At 60.6% G+C, this 19,038-nt stretch carries 16 protein-coding genes and 1 pseudogene; 8 read left to right on the top strand and 9 right to left on the bottom strand.

The window, feature by feature from the left end; translation table 11 throughout:
* Nucleotides 1-8: 8 nt before the first annotated feature.
* Entirely contained in the window at nucleotides 9-2,282 is a 2,274-nt protein-coding gene (gene rnr, locus RA21_RS07950; RefSeq protein ID WP_039147663.1) for a ribonuclease R, read from the top strand.
* A gap of 32 nt (nucleotides 2,283-2,314) precedes the next feature.
* Here the strand turns inward: rnr and RA21_RS07945 are convergent, their stop codons facing one another.
* Both RA21_RS07945 and RA21_RS07940 read right to left on the bottom strand, forming a co-directional pair.
* A complete protein-coding gene (locus RA21_RS07945; protein ID WP_039147661.1) occupies nucleotides 2,315-2,737 on the bottom strand; it encodes a DUF1801 domain-containing protein in 423 nt (140 codons plus the stop codon).
* Nucleotides 2,734-3,387 carry a glutathione S-transferase family protein gene (locus RA21_RS07940; RefSeq protein WP_275041407.1) on the bottom strand — a complete coding sequence of 218 codons (654 nt, stop codon included), beginning with the start codon at nucleotides 3,385-3,387 and terminating at the stop codon, nucleotides 2,734-2,736. The genes RA21_RS07945 and RA21_RS07940 overlap by 4 nt, the downstream gene beginning before the upstream one ends.
* A 133-nt stretch (nucleotides 3,388-3,520) precedes the next feature.
* Here RA21_RS07940 and RA21_RS07935 point away from each other — a divergent pair, with 133 nt between their 5' ends.
* Both RA21_RS07935 and RA21_RS07930 read left to right on the top strand, forming a co-directional pair.
* A complete protein-coding gene (locus RA21_RS07935) occupies nucleotides 3,521-4,213 on the top strand; it encodes a helix-turn-helix transcriptional regulator (protein ID WP_019295192.1) in 693 nt (230 codons plus the stop codon).
* 98 nt (nucleotides 4,214-4,311) lie between these two features.
* Nucleotides 4,312-5,640, top strand: a complete 1,329-nt coding sequence (locus tag RA21_RS07930; RefSeq protein ID WP_039147659.1) for a lytic murein transglycosylase — start codon at nucleotides 4,312-4,314, stop codon at nucleotides 5,638-5,640.
* 94 nt (nucleotides 5,641-5,734) lie between these two features.
* Here the strand turns inward: RA21_RS07930 and RA21_RS07925 are convergent.
* The 6 genes and pseudogenes from RA21_RS07925 to RA21_RS07900 form a co-directional block, all read right to left on the bottom strand.
* Nucleotides 5,735-6,580: pseudogene (locus RA21_RS07925) on the bottom strand (ABC transporter permease); the annotation flags it as partial.
* A gap of 14 nt (nucleotides 6,581-6,594) precedes the next feature.
* Nucleotides 6,595-7,866, bottom strand: a complete 1,272-nt coding sequence (locus RA21_RS07920) for an ABC transporter permease (RefSeq protein WP_019295195.1) — start codon at nucleotides 7,864-7,866, stop codon at nucleotides 6,595-6,597.
* A gap of 80 nt (nucleotides 7,867-7,946) precedes the next feature.
* A complete protein-coding gene (locus tag RA21_RS07915) occupies nucleotides 7,947-9,047 on the bottom strand; it encodes an extracellular solute-binding protein (protein WP_019295196.1) in 1,101 nt (366 codons plus the stop codon).
* Nucleotides 9,048-9,126: 79 nt separating this feature from the next.
* Nucleotides 9,127-10,227 (bottom strand): ABC transporter ATP-binding protein, encoded by a 1,101-nt coding sequence (locus tag RA21_RS07910; protein ID WP_019295197.1) that lies wholly within the window; start codon nucleotides 10,225-10,227, stop codon nucleotides 9,127-9,129.
* Between the two features lie 354 nt (nucleotides 10,228-10,581).
* Nucleotides 10,582-11,976 carry an aspartate aminotransferase family protein gene (locus RA21_RS07905; RefSeq protein WP_039147657.1) on the bottom strand — a complete coding sequence of 465 codons (1,395 nt, stop codon included), beginning with the start codon at nucleotides 11,974-11,976 and terminating at the stop codon, nucleotides 10,582-10,584.
* Between the two features lie 66 nt (nucleotides 11,977-12,042).
* On the bottom strand, nucleotides 12,043-12,729 hold the full coding sequence (locus tag RA21_RS07900) for a GntR family transcriptional regulator (protein WP_193747144.1): 687 nt from the start codon (nucleotides 12,727-12,729) through the stop codon (nucleotides 12,043-12,045).
* A gap of 142 nt (nucleotides 12,730-12,871) precedes the next feature.
* On the opposite strand from RA21_RS07900, the gene RA21_RS07895 reads away from it, so the two are divergent.
* The 5 genes from RA21_RS07895 (at nucleotide 12,872) to RA21_RS07875 (ending at nucleotide 18,219) form a co-directional block, all read left to right on the top strand.
* Nucleotides 12,872-13,960 (top strand): polyamine ABC transporter substrate-binding protein, encoded by a 1,089-nt coding sequence (locus tag RA21_RS07895; RefSeq protein ID WP_029204720.1) that lies wholly within the window; start codon nucleotides 12,872-12,874, stop codon nucleotides 13,958-13,960.
* A 119-nt stretch (nucleotides 13,961-14,079) separates the two neighbouring features.
* Nucleotides 14,080-15,207 (top strand): ABC transporter ATP-binding protein, encoded by a 1,128-nt coding sequence (locus tag RA21_RS07890; protein ID WP_019295201.1) that lies wholly within the window; start codon nucleotides 14,080-14,082, stop codon nucleotides 15,205-15,207.
* Entirely contained in the window at nucleotides 15,207-16,088 is an 882-nt protein-coding gene (locus RA21_RS07885; RefSeq protein ID WP_039147655.1) for an ABC transporter permease subunit, read from the top strand. Before RA21_RS07890 ends, RA21_RS07885 begins: the two co-directional genes overlap by 1 nt.
* On the top strand, nucleotides 16,085-16,900 hold the full coding sequence (locus tag RA21_RS07880; protein WP_019295203.1) for an ABC transporter permease: 816 nt from the start codon (nucleotides 16,085-16,087) through the stop codon (nucleotides 16,898-16,900). Before RA21_RS07885 ends, RA21_RS07880 begins: the two co-directional genes overlap by 4 nt.
* Nucleotides 16,900-18,219 carry an NAD(P)/FAD-dependent oxidoreductase gene (locus RA21_RS07875; protein WP_193748056.1) on the top strand — a complete coding sequence of 440 codons (1,320 nt, stop codon included), beginning with the start codon at nucleotides 16,900-16,902 and terminating at the stop codon, nucleotides 18,217-18,219. The genes RA21_RS07880 and RA21_RS07875 overlap by 1 nt, the downstream gene beginning before the upstream one ends.
* On the opposite strand, the gene RA21_RS07870 is transcribed toward RA21_RS07875, so the two are convergent.
* On the bottom strand, nucleotides 18,192-18,968 hold the full coding sequence (locus RA21_RS07870) for an aminoglycoside phosphotransferase family protein (protein WP_082008902.1): 777 nt from the start codon (nucleotides 18,966-18,968) through the stop codon (nucleotides 18,192-18,194). The genes RA21_RS07875 and RA21_RS07870 overlap by 28 nt on opposite strands.
* Nucleotides 18,969-19,038 lie beyond the last annotated feature (70 nt).

The following is a 19,038-nucleotide window of genomic DNA, read 5'->3' as shown; positions in this document are numbered from 1 at the left end:
CGGGAGGTATGAGCCGCATTCCCTCCAAGGCCGAAATCCTCGACTGGATCTCCGCCAACCCGCCCCATACCTCCAAGCGCGACATTGCCAAGGCCTTTGGCATCAAGGGCGCCGACCGCATCGACCTCAAGCGCATCCTGAAGGAGCTGGAGGCCGAAGGGCATTTGCAGAAGCGCAAGAAGACCTACCGCGACCCGGACCAGTTGCCGCCAGTAACGGTCCTGCAGGTAAAGGCGCCGAATGAGGATGGCGACCTGTACGGACGTCCATTGGAATGGCACGGCGAGGGTGTGGAACCCATTATTCTGATCCTGACCAAACCCTCGGACCCGGCACTGGGCGAGGGCGATAAGATCCTGGCCAAGCTGCAGATGGTCCCGGATCAGGACCACAATTACGAGGCGCGGCTGATCCGCCGGATCGGCACCAACCCCAAGCGGGTTCTGGGCATCTTCCGCAAAGGCTCCGAGGGCGGGCGGATTGTTCCAATCGACAAGGCCGCGTCGAATGAGTGGATGGTGGCGCCGGACGCGGTCAATGGCGCCAAGGACGGCGAACTGGTCGAGGCTGAGCAGGCAGGCCCCAAGGGCCGCATGGGCCTGCCGCGCGCGCGTATCGTGGAACGGCTGGGCGACCCGACCGCCCCCAAGGCGGTGTCGCTCATCGCCATTCACCAGCATGGCATTCCCGACCATTTCCCCGATCCGGTGATGGCAGAGGCTGATGCCGCAAAACCCGCGGGCCTGAAGGGCCGCAAGGATCTGCGGGAACTGCCGCTGGTCACCATCGACCCGGCGGATGCGCGCGATCATGACGACGCGTGTTATGCCCACGCCGACGACGATCCCAAAAACCCGGGCGGCCATGTGATCTGGGTGGCGATTGCCGATGTGGCCGCCTATGTGCGCCCCGGCTCGGCGCTGGACCGCGAGGCGAAGAAGCGCGGCAATTCCAGCTATTTCCCCGACCGCGTGGTGCCGATGCTGCCGGACCGGTTGTCGGGCGACCTGTGCAGTTTGCACGAAGGCGTGCCGCGCGCCTGTATCGCGGTGCGGATGCAGGTGGACGCCGAGGGCAACAAGATTGCCCACACATTCGTGCGCGGGCTGATGCAGTCTGTAGCCTCACTCAATTACGCCGAAGTGCAGGAGGCGCAGGACGGCAATGCGAACGACAAGACAGCACCCCTGCTCGATGATGTTATCCAGCCGCTGTTTGCCGCATACAAGGCTCTAACAAAGGCAAGAGCCGCGCGCGAGCCTCTGGATCTGGACCTGCCGGAACGCAAGATCGTGCTAGATGAGGATGGCAACGTGACCTCGGTTGCCTTCCGTGACCGGCTGGATGCGCACAAGCTGATCGAGGAGTTCATGATCCTCGCCAATGTGGCCGCAGCTGAAACGCTGATCAAGAAACGCTCGCCCTTGCTGTTCCGGGTGCACGAGGAGCCGGCACAGGAGAAACTGGAAAGTTTGCGCGAGACCGCGCAGGCGGCGGGCCTCAGCCTGGCCAAAGGGCAGGTGCTGCAGACCCGGCATTTGAATGCGCTTTTGAACCAGGCGGCAGGAACGGACGATGCGGAACTGATCAATATCTCCACCCTGAGATCGATGCAGCAGGCCTATTACAACCCGGAGAACTTCGGGCACTTTGGCCTAGCGCTTAGGAACTACGCGCATTTCACCTCGCCGATCCGCCGTTATGCCGACCTGATCGTGCACCGCTCGCTGGTCTCCTCGCACGGCTGGGGCGACGACGGGCTGGATGAGACCCAGATCGAGCTGCTGGAAGATACTGCAACCCATATCTCGGATACCGAGCGGCGCTCAATGATTGCGGAGCGGGACACCACGGACCGTTATTTGGCCTCTTACCTCAGCGAGCGTGTGGGCAACGAGTTCGAAGGCCGGATCAGCGGCATTGCCCGATTTGGTGCCTTTGTGAAGCTGGACGAGACCGGCGCTGACGGTCTGGTGCCGGTGCGCTCCATCGGACGGGAGTTCTTCCACTTTGACGCCCAGTCCGGCACGCTGACAGGGGCGGACACCGGCATGACCCTGACTATCGGCCAGCGTGTGACGGTGCGGCTGACTCAGGCGGCACCTGTCACTGGCGGGCTGGAGCTGGAACTGCTGGCGCTGGAAGAGGTCCCGATACCCGCAGGCGGAGGCCAGCGCGGCCGCCGCAGCCCGGCAGGCCGCACGGTGAAGCGGAAGGCGGCCAAGTCCAAACACAAGGCTGCCAAGGTGAAGCGCAAGGTGGAGCGCAAGCGGCGCAAATAAAGTCTGCCCCGATAGGGCAGACCTGATCGGGTCTATGCCGGAATTTCCAGCGGCGCGCGGATCTTGTAGGTCAGCGCCCGCTTGATCAGCCAGCCGTGACGCAGCGGCTCCACATTCTGCGGGTCGTCAAACAGGACGGCGCGGGTCCCCTCAAACCGGTCCCAGGCAGGGAATGCCAAGGCGAACTCCGAGATCAGGCGGCTTTGGCAATGCACAAAGAGCGCAAAGCGTGCACCCTTCGGCACCCCCAACCGGATGGTGGACCCCGTTCTGGTTTCTGGCGTGACGTAAGAAGGCTGGCCCCAGCGCAGCACTTCCTCCACCCGGCCCGCTTCCGGCGTTTCGGCGGCGGTTTCAAAGATCAGCTGCCGGAGCCTAAGCAACCCCTCCCGCGCCAGCGGGTCGGAGACCGCAAAGGCGGCCTCGATCTCCGGGTTGGCAAAGGCAGGTTTCATGGCAAGGGCACCGTTTCGGTTACACGGCTTAGATAGGCGCACAGAACCGCATCATCGCGCAAGCGTTTGCTGATCTGTGACGCCTCAGACGTCTGCAGCATGGAGATCAGGAACGGAGCCACGCTCAAGTCAGCCGAGGTGATGCGGTCCCCCATCAAGTACGGACGTTCACTGGTAAGTGCTTTTATGGGTTTCAGATCCTGTTCCAGCCGGTGCATCCGCTCCGCATCGGTGAAACGTGCGAGGCCCTGCCACTGAAGCCCGTTCTGGATTTCCTTCCTGACCGGGGCGCTGATCTCTTCGCGCATGGGTTCGGGAACCGGCTGGAAGATCTGATCCCGCACCTCGGGCCAGACCGCATCGTCATTCCAGCGCATTTGCAGCAGGTGCAGGCCCAGGTGGTATTCCGCCAGCCGGACCCAGGCACGAGTGTGGGCGCGATCTGCAGTGGTCAGACCTTCGTCGAAGTCGGCCCCCTGCCCCTCAAGCCAGTCGCGGATGCCGTCGCTGTCAGCAATCTGCCCGTCAGGCGTCGCAAGAACCGGCAGCTTCCGGTGCGGCATTTCGGTCGGGTCCAGCATGTCGCTGCGCTGCCAGGGCTGGCCGGACAGCTCCAGCATCAGAGCAGATTTTATGCAGAAGGGGCTCATGCTGAACAAGCCGAAGCCTTTAGGGAAGGTGAGGAGGGAAAGCATTTGTCAAATCCTGTTCGTTGCGTTTACTCGCCTTTCTCTAAACCCGCCTGATGACAGATAGTGTCATCAGGGCATAGGATGATCAGGCATGTCCCGAACTCACCGCCTCTTTCAGCTGATGCAGGCCCTGCGCCTGGGGCCCGGCCCGCATACCGCGGCGCGGCTGGGGGAGGAACTGGGCGTGTCAGCCCGCAGCATCCACCGCGACATCGCGACTCTGCGCGAGATGGGGGCGGTGATTGATGGCGAGGCGGGGTACGGCTTTACCCTGATTGAGGACAATGCGCTGCCGCCGATGGGTTTCCGGGACACGGAACTGGAGGCACTGGTGCTTGGCCTGCGGGAAGTGGAGCTGATCGGCGACCCGGAGCTGGCCACCGCAGCCTCTGAAGCATTACGCAAGCTGCAGGCGCGGCTGCCGCCAAGGCAGGCACACCGGCTGCGCCACGCGGTGCTGGCACCTTACCGGTTTGAGCGCCCGATCCCGCCAGCAATCTCGGCGCAGGACCTGCGCCAGGCTGCCTGGGACGAGGTCGAGGTGCGTTTCGGCTATACAGACGGGTATGGCGCGGTGACCGAGCGGCAGGTGAAACCGCTGAGCGTGGTGTACTTCGACCGCTCGACCGTGCTGATCGCCTGGTGCTGCCTGCGTCAGGCGGTGCGGGTGTTCCGGCTGGACCGGATGCGCGGCCTGCAAGTGACGGATCAAAGCTTTCGTCCGCACCGGGTGCCCATGCTGCGCGACGCCCTGGACCAGCTGCGCCAGGAGCACCGGCAGTAGCAATGGCAGGCGGCGCCCCGCACACGCCGGGACTGACCTCTTTACCCGGTTCGCGCTGCCGCTAAACTGGAGCTGGGCAGTGAATAACGAGGTGCATCATGCGCAAATGGATGGCTGTATCGCTGGTAGCAGGCAGCGCAATGGCGGCAGAGGCCGCGACGGACAACTCCTTGAGGCCCGCCGAGCGGCCCGGGGCCGCGAAACAGGAGGGGCAAGGTGAAAGCTATTTGCTGGCGTCTGCCACAACTTTGAGACCGGTCGCTAGGCCAGCCGCGCTCCAGCAGGCCGCGGTGGAACAGGCTGCAGCTGAAGTCAGTTTCAAAGACTGGATCATGGAATTCAAAGACCGCGCAGGGGCACAAGGGATCAGCGTGCCGGTGCTGGACAGTGCCTTTGACGGTGTGAGCTATGACCCCGAAGTGATCCGCCGCGACCGCAACCAGTCGGAGTTCACCAAGACGATCTGGGACTACCTGGACAGCGCGGCGTCGGACCTGCGGGTGAAGAACGGCAAGGCAGCGCTGCGCGACCAGCAGGCGCGGCTGGATCAGATCGAGGGCAAATACGGCGTCGAGAAAGAGATCGTGGTGGCGATCTGGGGGCTGGAAAGCAGCTATGGCACCTTCCGCGGAAAGATGGATGTGGTCCGCTCGCTTGCGACCCTCGCCTTTGACGGGCGGCGCGGAGAGTTCTTTGAGGGTCAGCTGTTTGCGGCGCTGAAGATCCTGCAGGCAGGCGATGTTGCCGCCCGCAAGATGACCGGCAGCTGGGCCGGGGCGATGGGACATACCCAATTCATCCCTACGTCCTATCTGGACTATGCGGTGGATTTCACCGGTGACGGCAAGCGGGACATCTGGTCGGACAACCCGGCTGATGCGCTGGCCTCAACCGCCGCGTATCTGAAGCAGTTTGGCTGGGTGAAAGGGCAGCCTTGGGGGGTGGAGGTGACCCTGCCCAAGGGGTTTGATTATACCCTGGCTGATCGCGACATTGAGAAATCGCCCGCCGACTGGGCGGCTTTAGGCATCAAGGGGCTGGATGGGCGTGCGGTGAAGGATCACGGGCCCGCCTCAATCCTGCTGCCTGCGGGCAGCGAGGGTGCTGCGTTTATGATCTTCCAAAACTTCGCTGTACTGGAACGCTATAACACGGCAGATGCCTATGTGATCGGCGTCGGGCATTTGGCGGACCGGATCAAGGGTGGTTCGCCGATCAAGGCGAATTGGCCGCGCGGTGACCGGGCGCTGACGCTGTCCGAACGGGAGGAAATGCAAGAGCGGCTGACAAGCGCTGGTTTCGACACAGACGGTATCGACGGCAAGATCGGGCCCAAGACCATCGGGGCAGTGCGCGCCTATCAGGTGGCAAACGGGCTGACGCCGGATGGCTATGCCTCGCTGCATCTGTTGCAGCGGCTGCGGTAGAACCAAGGGAGCGAGCCGTCTCCCTTTTGACCCGGCTTCAAGCAAAAGGCCCCGCAACGCGGGGCCTCTTTGTGTCTGGCAAAGCGGGTACTGTTTAGCCAGGAGACATCCCGCGCAGGCGCTCGGAGCGGCGGCGCAGCATTTCCACCGTCGCCAGCAGCATGATGGAGATCGCTACCAGGATTGTCGCCACCGCCAGGATGGTCGGCGAGATCTGCTCGCGCAGGCCGATGAACATCTGCCAAGGCAGCGTCTTTTGCCCGGCCGAGCCGACGAACAGCACCACAACCACTTCGTCGAAGGAAGTGATGAAGGCGAACAGGCCGCCCGAGATCACCCCCGGCAGGATCAGCGGCATCTGCACCCGGAAGAAGGTGGTGACCGGGTCTGCCCCCATGTTGGCCGCGGCGCGGGTCAGCGAGCGGTCAAAGCCCACTAGCGTCGCCGTCACCGTGATGATCACGAAGGGAATGCCCAGCGCGGCATGCGCCAGAACCACGCCAATGTAGGTCCCCTGCAGGCCGATGCGGCTGTAAAAGAAGTACATGCCCGCCGCGGAGATGATGAGCGGCACGATCATCGGCGAAATCAGGATCGCCATGATCGCACGGCGGAACGGCACATGCGGCTGGCTGAGGCCGATGGCGGCCAGCGTGCCGAAGGTGACTGAAACGATAGTCGCCATCGGCGCGATCTTGAGCGAGTTCCACATCGCAGACTGCCAGGAGTCATTGTTGAAGAAATCGCGGTAGTGCTTCAGCGAGTAGCCTTCCGGGTCCAGCCGCAGCATTTCCGGCGTAAAGGTGAAGAAGTCCTGCGCGTTGAAGCTGAGCGGGATAATCACCACGATCGGTGCGATCAGGAAGAAGAAGACCAGACCGCAGATCACCCGGAAGGTATAGTGCCAGGTGCGCTGGCCAACGGTCGCATAAGGAGGAAGTGCGCTCATATCGGTTATCCCAGCTTAACGTTGTCGATGCCGACGACCTTGTCGTAGACCCAGTAGAGGAGCAGGACGACCGCCAGAAGGATTGCGCCCAGCGCCGCACCCAGGCCCCAGTTGCCCGACGTCGAGATGTGGTAGGCAATCAGGTTGGAGATGAAGGTGCCTTTGGTGCCGCCGACAAGGGCCGGAGTGATGTAGTAACCAACGGCCAGTATGAAGACGAGGATCGAGCCAGCGCCGATGCCCGGCACGGTCTGCGGGAAGTAGACCCGCCAGAAAGCGGTCCAGTCGGTCGCGCCCAGCGATTTGGCGGCGCGCAGGTAGGACGGATTGATGGTCTGCATCACTGAGTACATTGGCAGGATCATAAACGGCAGCAGGATGTGCGTCATCGCGATAATGGTGCCGAGCTCGTTGTTGATCAGAACCAATCGGTTGGCATCATCCACAAGGCCGATCCAGACAAGGGTGTCGTTGATCACGCCCTGCTGCTGCAGCAGGATTTTCCAGGCTGATGTCCGCACCAGCAGAGAGGTCCAGAAGGGCAGCAGCACCAGGATCAGCAGCAGGTTCGCCTTGCGTGCCGGCAGGTTGGCCAGAATCCACGCCACCGGATAGCCCAGCAGAATGCAGCTGAAGGTGATGATCAGGGACATCCGCATGGTGCGAACCAGCATGGTGTTGTAGATCCGCTCATTCTCGGGCCGGATCTCCGGGCCTTCGGCGCCCAGTTGCATGTCAACGGCGTTCAGGAAGTAGCCGGACGTGAAGGACCCGGAATAAGTCTTGATGGTGCGCCACAGTTCAACGTCACCCCAGCCATCATCAATTTCGATTAGTTTTTCCCGGAACGGACCGTCGGTCGCGAGGTCCCATTTTCCGACTTTGCGGCCCGATTTACGGAACACAGAGGACACGCCCGGGTTTTCATAGTTCAGGCGCTTGGCGACTCTGGTGTGTGTCTTTTCTTTGGCGGCAATCTGGAGGTCCGCGGCCATCGCGGCAAACACGGCCTCTTCGGGCAGTTGCCCCGAAGCGGGATCCCAATCCGCCAGCGCCTCAACCGTTCGGGGCAGCGTGTCCTGGACAATCCGGTTCTCCACCGAGCGGAACAGCATGTCAGCCACCGGCAAGATGAAGGTCACAAGGATGAACAGCAGAAGCGGCGCAATCAGCATCAGCGCGCGCAATTTCTGCATCCGCAATGCCCGCGACAGGCTCCGCTTCAGCGGTGTGCCGTCCGCGGCCAGCACAGGGCCGGATTGGCTAATGTCAGTCATAGGGTTCCCCGTCGGGTCTTTATTTTTTTGGGCAGGGGGCCTGGGCGCAGCAGGCCCCCTGCAATCTTGGAAAGGTCAGATTAGTTTGCCAGCCATGCCTGGAACTTGGCGTCCAGATCATCGCGGTTGTCTGCCCACCATTCGTAGTCATAGACATGCACGTTGCCGGCGTTTGCCGGATCGGTCGGCATGTGCGGTGCCATGTCGATACCCAGTTCGGCGTGCTTGCCAACCAGCGGTGCCGAAGAGGCACGGGCCGGGCCATAGGAGATGTAGGCAGCTTGGTCAGCCAAACGTTGGGTGTCGGTTGCGAACTTCAGGAAGTCCATCACGCGCGCCTTGCGGTCCGCGGGCAGGCCTGCCGGAACAACCCAGCCGTCGAGGTCAAAGGACTGCATGTCCCAGAGCATGCCGATCGGCTGGCCCTGTTCGGCAATTGCAGAGAACAGGCGGCCGTTGAAGGTAGAGCCCATAACCACTTCGCCGTCAGCCAGCAGCTGCGGGGTTTCCGCGCCAGCAGTCCACCAGACCACCTGGTCCTTGATGGTGTCGAGCTTGGCCAGAGCCTGTGCCACACCTTCGTCGGTGCCCAGCACGTCGTAGATTTCATCCTTGGCCACGCCGTCGCAGTAGAGCGCCCACTCCATGTTGTCGATCGGACGTTTCTGCAGCGAACGCTTGCCCGGATATTTCTCTGTGTCGAAGATCGCGCAAACCGAATCCGGCTGGTCGATCAGGTCGGTGCGGTAGCCGAAAGTGGTTGAGTAAACGATCTGCGGGACGAAGCAGTCGCTTACGATCAGGTCGCCGAAGTCTTCGGTGGCCGCGGTGCCATCCGGTGCCGCTGCCAGGTCCTCGTCATGGTTGATTTCTTCCGCCAGACCTTCGTCGCAAAGACGCATGGAGTCGGAGGCCACAACGTCAACCAGGTCCCAGGTGACATTGCCGGCTTCGTTCATGGCGCGGATCTTAGCCACGGCTTCTGCCGAGCTTTCATCCCAAACCACTTTCACATCAGGGTTGGCCGCAATATAGGGCTCAACATAAGCCTTGTGCTGGCTGGTCTGATAGGCACCGCCCCAGGACACCAGGGTCAGCTCATTGGCCATTTCTTCGGCAAAAGCCGAAGGAGCGCAAAGGGCAGTTGTCATTGCCAATGCAGACAGTTTGCTGAGTTTCATAGAGAGTCTCTCCTTGTTGAAATTCACAGAAGTGAGGTTCCCCCGGTCGTTCTTCTGCCGGGGGTTCGGCGCGCGCGGATCAGGCGTCCAGCGCGCGGCAGTCTTCCGGCAGCCAGCCGATTTCGATCTGCTGACCGGGCTGAAGACGGACTTGGTCCGGGGCATTCCGGGTCTTGATGATGAATTCATCATTGCCGGCCACCCGCAGACGGGTGCGGAAGATGTCGCCCATGTAGATGAACTCCAGAACTTCCGCCTTGAGCGTATGGACGCCTGCTTGCAGGCGGTCCTTGTTGTATTCCACCCGTTCGGGGCGGATTGAAACGCGGGTGCGCTCGCCGGGCTGCGAGACATTGACCGGTTTGCAGTCAATCAGCTCGCCATCGTCAAGCTGCACCAGCGCGATACCGTTGTTGATTTCCTTGACGGTGCCTTCGAGCGTGTTGTTTTCGCCGATGAACTGGGCCACGAAGCTGTTTTCCGGGCTTTCATACAGCTGGTCCGGCGGCGCGATCTGCTGGATGCGGCCGTCGTCAAAGACCGCAACACGGTCGGACATGGTGAGCGCTTCGGTCTGGTCGTGGGTCACATAAACCACGGTGATCCCCAGACGGTGTGCCAGATGGGTGATCTCGAACTGCATCTTCTCGCGCAGCTGCTTGTCGAGCGCGCCCAGCGGTTCGTCCATCAGAACCAGCTCGGGCTCGAACACCAGCGCGCGGGCCAGCGCGATCCGCTGCTGCTGACCGCCCGAAAGCTGCGCCGGGCGGCGGCCGCCGAAGGCGCCCATTTCCACCATGTCCAGCGCCCGTTTCACTTTTTCCTCGCGCTCGGATTTGCCCATCTTGCGGACTTCCAGCGGGAAAGAGAGGTTTTCCGCAATCGTCATATGCGGAAACAGCGCGTAGTTCTGAAACACCATGCCGATGCCGCGCTTGTGCGGCGGGATGTTGTTGATCGACGTCCCGTCCAGACGGATATCGCCATGGGTCGCGGTCTCGAAACCAGCCAGCATCATCAGGCAGGTTGTCTTCCCGGACCCGGACGGGCCAAGCATTGTCAGGAATTCACCTTTGGGCATGGTGAGGTTGAGGTCTTTGACAACGAGATTTTCGCCATCATAGCTCTTTTGGACACGTTCGAATTCAACGAACGCATCAACGTTTGACGCATCAGCCAAAGCAGGCTCCCCGTAGTTTTGTCATTCCGGCAGATTTGCTCTGCACTTGTTTGAAGTTAATCACACCAACGCTATCCTGCGCTAGATATGAAAAAAATATTCTTTCACCGGTGAACGTACGAAATTCATACTTCGAACCACTTCAAGCGGACAAAGAATACCTTGATTGAACCCTAGTCATGTTCCGCGTCCTTTGATCGGACTTTTTGCGACGCCTCTATGACATTTTGCGCCGCAGAGTTTGTATTCCCAGCCAAAAACCGACTCTTTCACCTCCGGAAACGAAGAAAAAGGCCCGGCAATATTATTGCCGGACCTTGGTGAGTCGCCCCATGCCGGGGTGGGAAAATGGAATCAGGCGCTGTGCAGCAGATCCTTTTCTTTCAGTTCAGCGTAGCACTCATCCAGCGACTTCACGGCACGCTTGATCAGCACGTCGATCTGTTCCGGCGTGATCACCAGCGGCGGTGAGATGATCATCCGGTCGCCGACATGGCGCATCACCAGATTGTTGGCAAAGCAGCGTTCACGGCAGATATACCCTACGGTGCCGGCGTCAGATGCAAACGCGGCGCGGGTTTCCTTGTTCGGGGTCAGCGCAATCGATCCCATCATGCCGACGATCTTGGCTTCGCCGATCAGCGGGTGGTCGGTCAGTGCTTCCCATTTCTGTTTCAGATAGGGGGCCGCCACGTCGCGCACATGGCTAAGGATGTTTTCCTCTTCCAGAATGCGCAGGTTTTCCAAGGCAACCGCCGCTGCGACCGGGTGGCCGGAATAGGTGTAACCGTGGTTGAACTCATCACTTGCGATAACCGAAGCGACCTCATCACTCACAATCGACCCGCCGATCGGCGCATAGCCGGAGCTGAGGCCCTTGGCGATTGTCATGATGTCAGGCCGGATGTTCAGGGTTTCGCTGCCGAACCAGTTGCCCGTGCGCCCGAAGCCGCAGATCACCTCATCTGCGATCAGCAGGATTTCATACTTGTCGCAGATGCGCTGGATTTCCGGCCAGTAGCTGTCCGGCGGCACGATCACCCCGCCTGCGCCCTGCACCGGCTCAGCGATGAAAGCCGCAACCCGGTCTTCGCCCAGCTCCAGGATTGCCTCTTCCAGCTCACGCGCGCGCTGCAGACCGAATTCTTCCGGCGGCATGTCGCCGCCCTCCGCCCACCAGTTCGGCTGATTGATATGGTGGATATCCGGGATCGGCATTCCGCCCTGGGCATGCATGCCGCTCATGCCGCCCAGCGAGCCGCTGCCGACCGAAGACCCGTGATACGCGTTCTTTCGGCTGATGATGACGGATTTGGTCGACTTGCCCTTCAGCGCCCAATAGTGGCGCACCATACGGATGTTGGTGTCATTTGCTTCAGACCCGGAACCGGCAAAGAACACATTGTTCAGGTCGCCCGGCGCCAGCTCTGCAATTTTGGCCGCCAGCGCGATGGCCGGCACATGGGTGGTCTGGAAGAAGGTGTTGTAATAGGGCAGCTCACGCATCTGGCGGGCGGCAACTTCCGCCAGCTCCTCGCGGCCGTAACCGATGTTGACGCACCAGAGGCCCGCCATCGCGTCGAGAATCTGGTGACCTTCGCTGTCGGTCAGGTGCACGCCATCTGCGCGGGTGATGATGCGCGCGCCTTTTTGCGACAACTCACCATTTGCGGTGAACGGATGCATGTGGTGGGCGGCATCCAGCGCCTGCAACTCGGCCGTCGGCATGTGATTGGTGATAACGGTCATGAGACTCGCTCCTGAGAATGACTGATTGGCACCAGAATATGATCAAATTCTCAGGTGTCAATCGAATCAGTTAGCGGCCTTCAATCCCTGAACCACATGTTCCATGCCCTCAAAAACATCGCGCTCCATTGCCAAAGCAGCCATTTCCGGGTCCTGACGCCGCAGCGCATCAAGGATGTCCTTGTGGCGGTCCGGAAAGCTTTGAGTGCCAAGACGACCGCTGACCACCCTCAGCGAAGGTCCGAAACGCAGCCACAGACGGTCGGCAATGTCGCTGAGAATCGGCGCGTTTGCGTGCGCGTACAGAGCTGTGTGAAAGCTGTAGTTCTGCACCAGATACCCTGCGACATCGCCGGTCGAGATCGCTTTGTCCAGCGCGTTATCGATAGCCACAAGCTCCTCGATATCTGTTGCACAGATCTGCAAAGTTGCCCGGCGTGCAAGCTCGCATTCTATTGTTTTTCTTGCGAAAATCAACTCTTCAAGTTCCTGCGGGCCAAGCAGAGGCACCGACACACGGCGGTTGCCCTGGAACATCAGAGCTCCGTCCGAGATCAGCCGCCGGATCGCCTCTCGTACCGGTGTCATGCCGGCCTCCAGCGCCTCGACCAAGCCTTGGATCGTTACCGCCTGCCCGGGCACCAGCTCGCCGAACAGAACCTGTGCTCTCAGCTTCTGGTAAACGATCTCATGCGCAGGCAATTTTGCGGGGTTTTCCTGCGCCGCTGCGGGGGGCGAAGTGGTCTCTGTCACCTGGGGTTTTCCTCCTCGATTTTGGCCAGCTTGCACCATCCTGAGCCAAGTGAAAACATAAAGAGTATTGCCGAACGCCTCAAAACTTGATCAAATCTATTTGCAGCCGGACCTGGAAGCCGGCACCCACAGGGAGAAATTCATGACACTTAAAACGTTGACCATGACCGCTGTCGTCGCTCTTGGTACCGCTGCGGCCGCAACCGCGGAAGAAGTGCGCGTCTATAACTGGTCGGACTATATCGACGAAGGCCTGCTGGAGAAATTCGAGAAAGAAACCGGCATCGACCTGATCTATGACGTCTTCGACAGCAACGAGGTTTTGGAAACCAAAATGCTAGCAGGCGGTTCCGGCTATGATGTGGTGGTGCCGACCGGCTCATTCATGGCGCGCCAGATCCAGGCCGGTGCCTTCCAGAAGCTGGACCCGTCGAAACTGCCAAACAAAGGAAACATGTGGGACGCAATCGAGGAGCGTACCGGAAAATATGACCCCGGCAACGAATACTCCATCAACTACATGTGGGGCACCACCGGCATCGGCGTGAACGTCGCCAAAGTGAAGGAAGTCCTGGGTGATGACGCCCCGATCGACTCGCTGGAGCTAGTGTTCAACCCAGCCAACATGGAAAAGCTCTCAAGCTGCGGTGTGCATTTCCTCGATGCCCCGGATGAAATGATCCCGGCAGCGCTCAAGTACATCGGCGAAGATCCCAACAGCATGGACGCGGATGTGGTCGCCAAGGCTGAGCCGGTTCTGTTGGGTGTTCGCCCCTATATCACCAAGTTCCACAGCTCCGAATACATTAACGCCCTGGCCAACGGCGATATCTGCGTGGCCTTCGGCTGGTCCGGCGACATTCTGCAGGCGCGTGACCGCGCGGCGGAAGCCGAGAACGGTGTCGAGATCGAATACAACGCGCCCAAGGAAGGCGCGCTGATGTGGTTCGACCAGATGACCATTCCGGTTGATGCTCCGAACCCGGAAGGCGCCCACAAGTTCCTGAACTTCATCATGGACGCGCAGAACATGGCGGCTGCGTCCAACTACGTCTATTACGCCAACGGCAACAAGGCCTCCCAGGAATTCCTCGAAGAGGATGTGATTGGCGATCCCGCTATCTATCCGAACGAAGAAACCGTCCAGAACCTGTACATCAAGGAAGGCTACCCGCCGAAAGTACAGCGCAAGGCCACCCGCATGTGGACCAAGGTCAAGTCCGGCACCTGATCAGCCGTTGCCTGACCCGCGGGGCGCGCTCCAGCCGCCCCGCCTATCGTAACGCGCCTGGGTCCTCCAAGCGCGCCCATCCCATACATCCGCGTGATATTTCGCAGAAGAGGCCCGGCTTGACTGCTTCCGTATTCGAACCCTGGAACGATCCTGAGGCTAAGCCCTTGATCCACTTCCAGAACGTCACCAAACGCTATGGTGAGTTCACCGCCATCGACAATCTGACCATCGACATCTACGAGCGGGAATTCTACGCGCTTCTGGGCCCATCCGGCTGTGGCAAGACCACGCTGATGCGGATGCTGGCCGGGTTCGAAACCCCGACCGAGGGCAAGATCTTTCTTGCCGGACAAGACATTGCGCCGGTTCCGCCGAACAAGCGCGCGGTGAACATGATGTTCCAATCCTATGCGCTGTTCCCGCATCTGTCGATCTGGGAGAACATCGCCTTTGGCCTGAAGCGCGAAAAGATGCCCAAGCACGACATCAACGACCGCGTTGAAGAAATGCTACGGCTGACCCGGCTGGAGAAATTCGCCCGCCGCAAGCCGCATCAGATTTCCGGCGGCCAGCGCCAGCGCGTTGCCCTCGCCCGTTCGCTTGCGAAACACCCGAAGCTGCTGCTACTCGACGAACCTCTGGGCGCGCTGGACAAAAAGCTGCGCCAGGAAACCCAGTTCGAACTGATGGACATTCAGGAAAAGACTGGCACTACCTTTGTGATCGTAACCCACGATCAGGAAGAGGCGATGACTGTCGCGTCTCGCGTGGCAGTTATGGACCACGGCAAGATCATCCAGGTGGCGACGCCCGACCGGATCTATGAAAGCCCGAACTCCGTCTATGTGGCTGATTTCATTGGCGACGTGAACCTGATTGAAGGCACCGCCAAGCTCAATGGCAGCGAAGCCTACGCCATGTCCTGGCACGAGGGCCACGAACCGTTGACTGTCAAATCGCCGAACGCGTTTTCCGACGGGCAAAAGTGCCATCTGGCGATCCGGCCAGAGAAAGTGGCGATCAGCGCCGAAAAGCCGGCCGACGCGGACAACGCCGTTCAGGGCCGCATTCTGGATATCGCCTATCTCGGCAACATTTCCACCTATCATGTGGAACTGCCAACCGGTGCAGTGATCAAGGCGCAGACCGCCAACACCCGCCGCATCGCCCGCCGTGCCTATACTTGGGAAGACACTGTCTGGCTGTCCTGGACCGCCACGGCAGGCGTTCTGCTGGCTGACTGATGCGCCGCTTTGTCCTGATCGCCATCCCCTATGTCTGGCTGCTGGCCCTGTTCCTGGTGCCATTTGCCATCGTTCTGAAAATCTCGCTGTCGGACGCAGCGATTGCCCGCCCGCCCTATTTCCCGCAGTTCGACTGGGCTGAGGGCATCGCCGCCTTCATCGCAGAGCTGGATTTCGAGAACTTTGTCTGGCTGACTGAAGATGACCTCTATTGGAAGGCCTACCTCAGTTCCCTGAAAATTGCGGTCATCTCGACCTTCTTTACACTGCTGGCCGGCTACCCCATTGCCTATGGCATGGCCCGCGCACCTGAGGAGTGGCGCCCGACCCTGATGATGCTGGTGATCCTACCTTTCTGGACGTCCTTCCTGATCCGCGTCTATGCGTGGATGGGGATCTTGTCGAACGAGGGGTTCCTGAACCAGTTCCTGATGTGGATAGGAGTGATCTCTGAACCGCTGACCATCCTCAACACCAATTCGGCAGTCTATATCGGCATCGTCTACACCTACCTGCCGTTCATGATCCTGCCGGTTTATTCGGCGCTGGAACGGCTGGACGGCTCGTTGATTGAAGCGGCAGAGGATCTTGGCTGCTCGCGCCTCACGGCCTTCTGGCTGGTGACCATTCCGCTGTCTAGAACCGGCATCATTGCAGGCAGCTTCCTGGTTTTCATCCCGGTGCTCGGTGAATTTGTGATCCCGTCGCTGCTGGGCGGTTCCGACACGCTGATGATCGGCAAGGTTCTGTGGGAGGAGTTCTTCTCCAACCGCGACTGGCCCGTGGCATCCGCGGTGGCAGTGGTTCTGCTGCTGCTGCTGGTGATCCCGATCGTGCTGTTCCAGCGCAACCAGCAAAAACAGCAGGAGGCCGAGCAATGAACCGTATGAGCTGGTTTAACGCCGTATCGCTGACCCTTGGCTTCGCCTTCCTCTATATCCCGATGGTGATCCTAGTGATTTTCAGCTTCAACGAAAGCAAGCTGGTCACCGTTTGGGCCGGGTTCTCGACCAAGTGGTACGGCGAATTGCTCCAGAATGAGGCGTTCCTGAACGCCGCCTGGGTGACCATCAAGGTGGCGGTGTTCTCCTCAACCATGGCCACCGTTCTGGGCACCATTGCGGCCTATGTGCTGGTGCGCGGCGGGCGGTTCATGGGGCGGACGCTGTTCTCCGGCATGATCTATGCGCCGCTGGTGATGCCCGAGGTGATCACCGGCCTGTCACTGCTCCTGCTATTCATCGGCATCGGTCTGGACCGCGGTGTATTCACCATCGTTCTGGCCCATACCACATTCGCGATGTGCTATGTCTCGGTGGTGGTGTCCTCTCGTCTGGTGACATTCGACCGCTCGCTGGAGGAAGCCGCACTGGACCTGGGCTGTTCACCCGCTGAAGCGTTCCGGCTGGTGACCCTGCCGATCATTGCTCCCGCGGTGATTTCCGGCTGGCTGCTGGCCTTCACCCTGTCGCTGGATGATCTGGTGATTGCCTCCTTCACTTCCGGTCCTTCGGCCACCACCCTGCCGATCAAGATCTTCTCCGCCGTGCGCCTGGGCGTCAGCCCTGAGATCAACGCTCTGTCGACGATCATGATCTCGATCGTCACCGTGGGCGTCATCACCGCCTCGCTGGTGACCAAGCACCAGGTGGCCCGCCAGAAGCGCGAGGAACAGGCCGCGGAGCGGGCCTGATGCGCCGGATCTTCTCCGGCTACGCCTATGGTCCCGGCCCGCGCAGCAACTGCTGGTGGGACGAGACCGCCTCAGCACCGGACTGGCCGGTTTTTGAAGGGGAAGCTTCTGCCGATGTAGCAATCATCGGCGGCGGCTTCACTGGAATGTCAGCGGCCCTGCATTTGGCTGAAAGCGGTGCTTCAGTAGTCCTGCTGGAAGCTGAAACTCCCGGCTGGGGCGCCTCCGGTCGCAATGGCGGGTTCTGCTGCCTCGGCGGTTCGAAACTGTCCAGCGGCACGATGCGTAAGGTTTTCGGCAAGCCCGCCGCTGACACCTATGACGCCAGCGAAGTGGCCGCTGTGAACCTTGTGAAGGGGCTGCTGGAAGCTCACGCCATTGACGCAGACACCCATTCGCACGGGGAAACCCAACTGGCCCACAATGAGAAAGCCGCGCGCCGTCTGTCAGCCCTCGCAGAGGAGTTGCGGAAAACTGGTGAAGAACCGGAGTTCCTCTCTCGTCATCAGCTGGCGGATCACGGGCTGAATGGCAGTTTTCAGGCCGCGCTGACAACGCCGACGGGCTTTGCGCTGAACCCGCGCAAATACCTGTTCGGCTTGGCATCCGCCGCGGCAGATGCCGGAGCAAGACTGTACCAGCGGAGCCCGGCCCTCTCTGTTCGGCATGTGGGTGGCGGGCATGAAATAGAGACTAATAAGGGTCATCTGAAAGCATCCAAGGTCATCATTGCCACCAACGGCTATTCCTCTGAGGATTTGCCAGATTGGCTGGCCGGGCGGTACATGCCGGCACAATCCACGGTCATGGTAACCCGCCCCCTGACGGACCAGGAACTGCAAGCACAAGGCTGGTTTTCGCATCAGATGGCCTATGATACCCGCAACCTGCTGCATTACTTCCGGCTGATGCCGGACAGGCGCTTCCTGTTCGGCATGCGCGGCGGGCTGCTGGCCTCACCCCGGGCCGAGGCCGGAATCCGGGCCAAGCTGCGGCAAGACTTCGAGGCCATGTTCCCGAAGTGGCGGAATGTGGAAACCACCCATTGCTGGTCCGGCATGGTCTGCCTGTCGCGCAACCTGGTGCCTTTCATCGGGCCGGTGCCCGATCATCCGGGCCTGTTTGCAGGTCTCTGCTATCACGGCAACGGCGTTGCAATGGGCAGCTATGCCGGGCGCCTGCTCAGCGATCTGGTGCAAGGGCGCAGGCCAGAATTGCCCTATTCGCCTGCAGTGCAAAAAATGCCGCGCTTCCCATTTGGCCGCGCCCGGCGGGTATTGATGCCGCCGGCTTATGCAGTTCTGGGCCTGATGGACTGAAGCGCTGCACGCTCCAGTTCAAAAGCCTGCCAGTCCCTTTCCCCGCCGCGTTCCGCCCGCCACAGGCAATACGCTGCCATTCGCCAGTGGAACCACGGTTTCAAGGCCAAAGTTCTGCCCGCAATCCGCGGATCGGGATAGGCCTGCAAAAAGCTGTCTTCCTCCGGCTGCGTCAGCGGCGCACCGCGGTACATCAGCTGCATCGCGGGCGAAAGAAACAGCGACAAGTCTTCTGCCGGATCGCCGATCTGCGGGCATTGCCAGTCGATCAGTGTCAATGTGCCATCATGCGCCAGAAGGTTGCCTGGCACCGGGTCACCATGAATAAGCTGCAGTTGCGACAACGGCGGAACCCGGCCCAAAGGACGCAAGTCGGCCAGCTGCTCGCCATTTTTGCATTCTTGAAGAATTGCCTGTGTTTGCGCTTCCAAGGCTATGCTGCCGTTCACGCCTTTCGGCAATCCGGACGGGGCTGCCAGATCATGCAGCCGCCCCAAAAGCCGCGCCACATGGCTGGTGTCTTCCTGCCAGGGGCTGCCATTGACATGAGCATAGCTCAGCCAGCTATGCCCCTCGAAGGTTCCGGTTTGAACCAGCGGCGGCACCATGCCTGTGCCGGACAATGCCGCAAGGATCACTCCTTCCCTCGCCGGGTCATTAGCAAACAGCGGGTTAGCCCCATCTGAGGCATAAAGCTTGATCACCAGCCCCCCAGACCGCCAGACATGATTTGACCGCCCGCCGGTCAAACGCCGGGGGGCGGGCACATGCAGCCCTTTTGCGGATAAATTCGCAAAGAAACGGGCTACAAAGTGATCA

The organism is Leisingera sp. ANG-DT (genome assembly GCF_000813785.1).
Classification (GTDB): domain Bacteria; phylum Pseudomonadota; class Alphaproteobacteria; order Rhodobacterales; family Rhodobacteraceae; genus Leisingera.
The sequence above is the reverse complement of the archived record's forward strand: the minus strand, read 5'-3'. Positions and strand labels throughout refer to the sequence as shown.

Excerpts from the sequence above, each read along its gene's own strand:
- RA21_RS07935 (WP_019295192.1), top strand. The coding sequence starts at position 3,521 with ATGTCCCGAACTCACCGCCTCTTTCAGCTGATGCAGGCCCTGCGCCTG.
- RA21_RS07930 (WP_039147659.1), top strand. The coding sequence starts at position 4,312 with ATGCGCAAATGGATGGCTGTATCGCTGGTAGCAGGCAGCGCAATGGCG.
- RA21_RS07875 (WP_193748056.1), top strand. The coding sequence starts at position 16,900 with ATGCGCCGGATCTTCTCCGGCTACGCCTATGGTCCCGGCCCGCGCAGC.
- RA21_RS07905 (WP_039147657.1), bottom strand. The coding sequence starts at position 11,976 with ATGACCGTTATCACCAATCACATGCCGACGGCCGAGTTGCAGGCGCTG.
- RA21_RS07895 (WP_029204720.1), top strand. The coding sequence starts at position 12,872 with ATGACACTTAAAACGTTGACCATGACCGCTGTCGTCGCTCTTGGTACC.
- RA21_RS07920 (WP_019295195.1), bottom strand. The coding sequence starts at position 7,866 with ATGACTGACATTAGCCAATCCGGCCCTGTGCTGGCCGCGGACGGCACA.
- RA21_RS07885 (WP_039147655.1), top strand. The coding sequence starts at position 15,207 with ATGCGCCGCTTTGTCCTGATCGCCATCCCCTATGTCTGGCTGCTGGCC.
- RA21_RS07880 (WP_019295203.1), top strand. The coding sequence starts at position 16,085 with ATGAACCGTATGAGCTGGTTTAACGCCGTATCGCTGACCCTTGGCTTC.
- RA21_RS07915 (WP_019295196.1), bottom strand. The coding sequence starts at position 9,047 with ATGAAACTCAGCAAACTGTCTGCATTGGCAATGACAACTGCCCTTTGC.
- RA21_RS07940 (WP_275041407.1), bottom strand. The coding sequence starts at position 3,387 with ATGAGCCCCTTCTGCATAAAATCTGCTCTGATGCTGGAGCTGTCCGGC.
- rnr (WP_039147663.1), top strand. The coding sequence starts at position 9 with ATGAGCCGCATTCCCTCCAAGGCCGAAATCCTCGACTGGATCTCCGCC.
- RA21_RS07945 (WP_039147661.1), bottom strand. The coding sequence starts at position 2,737 with ATGAAACCTGCCTTTGCCAACCCGGAGATCGAGGCCGCCTTTGCGGTC.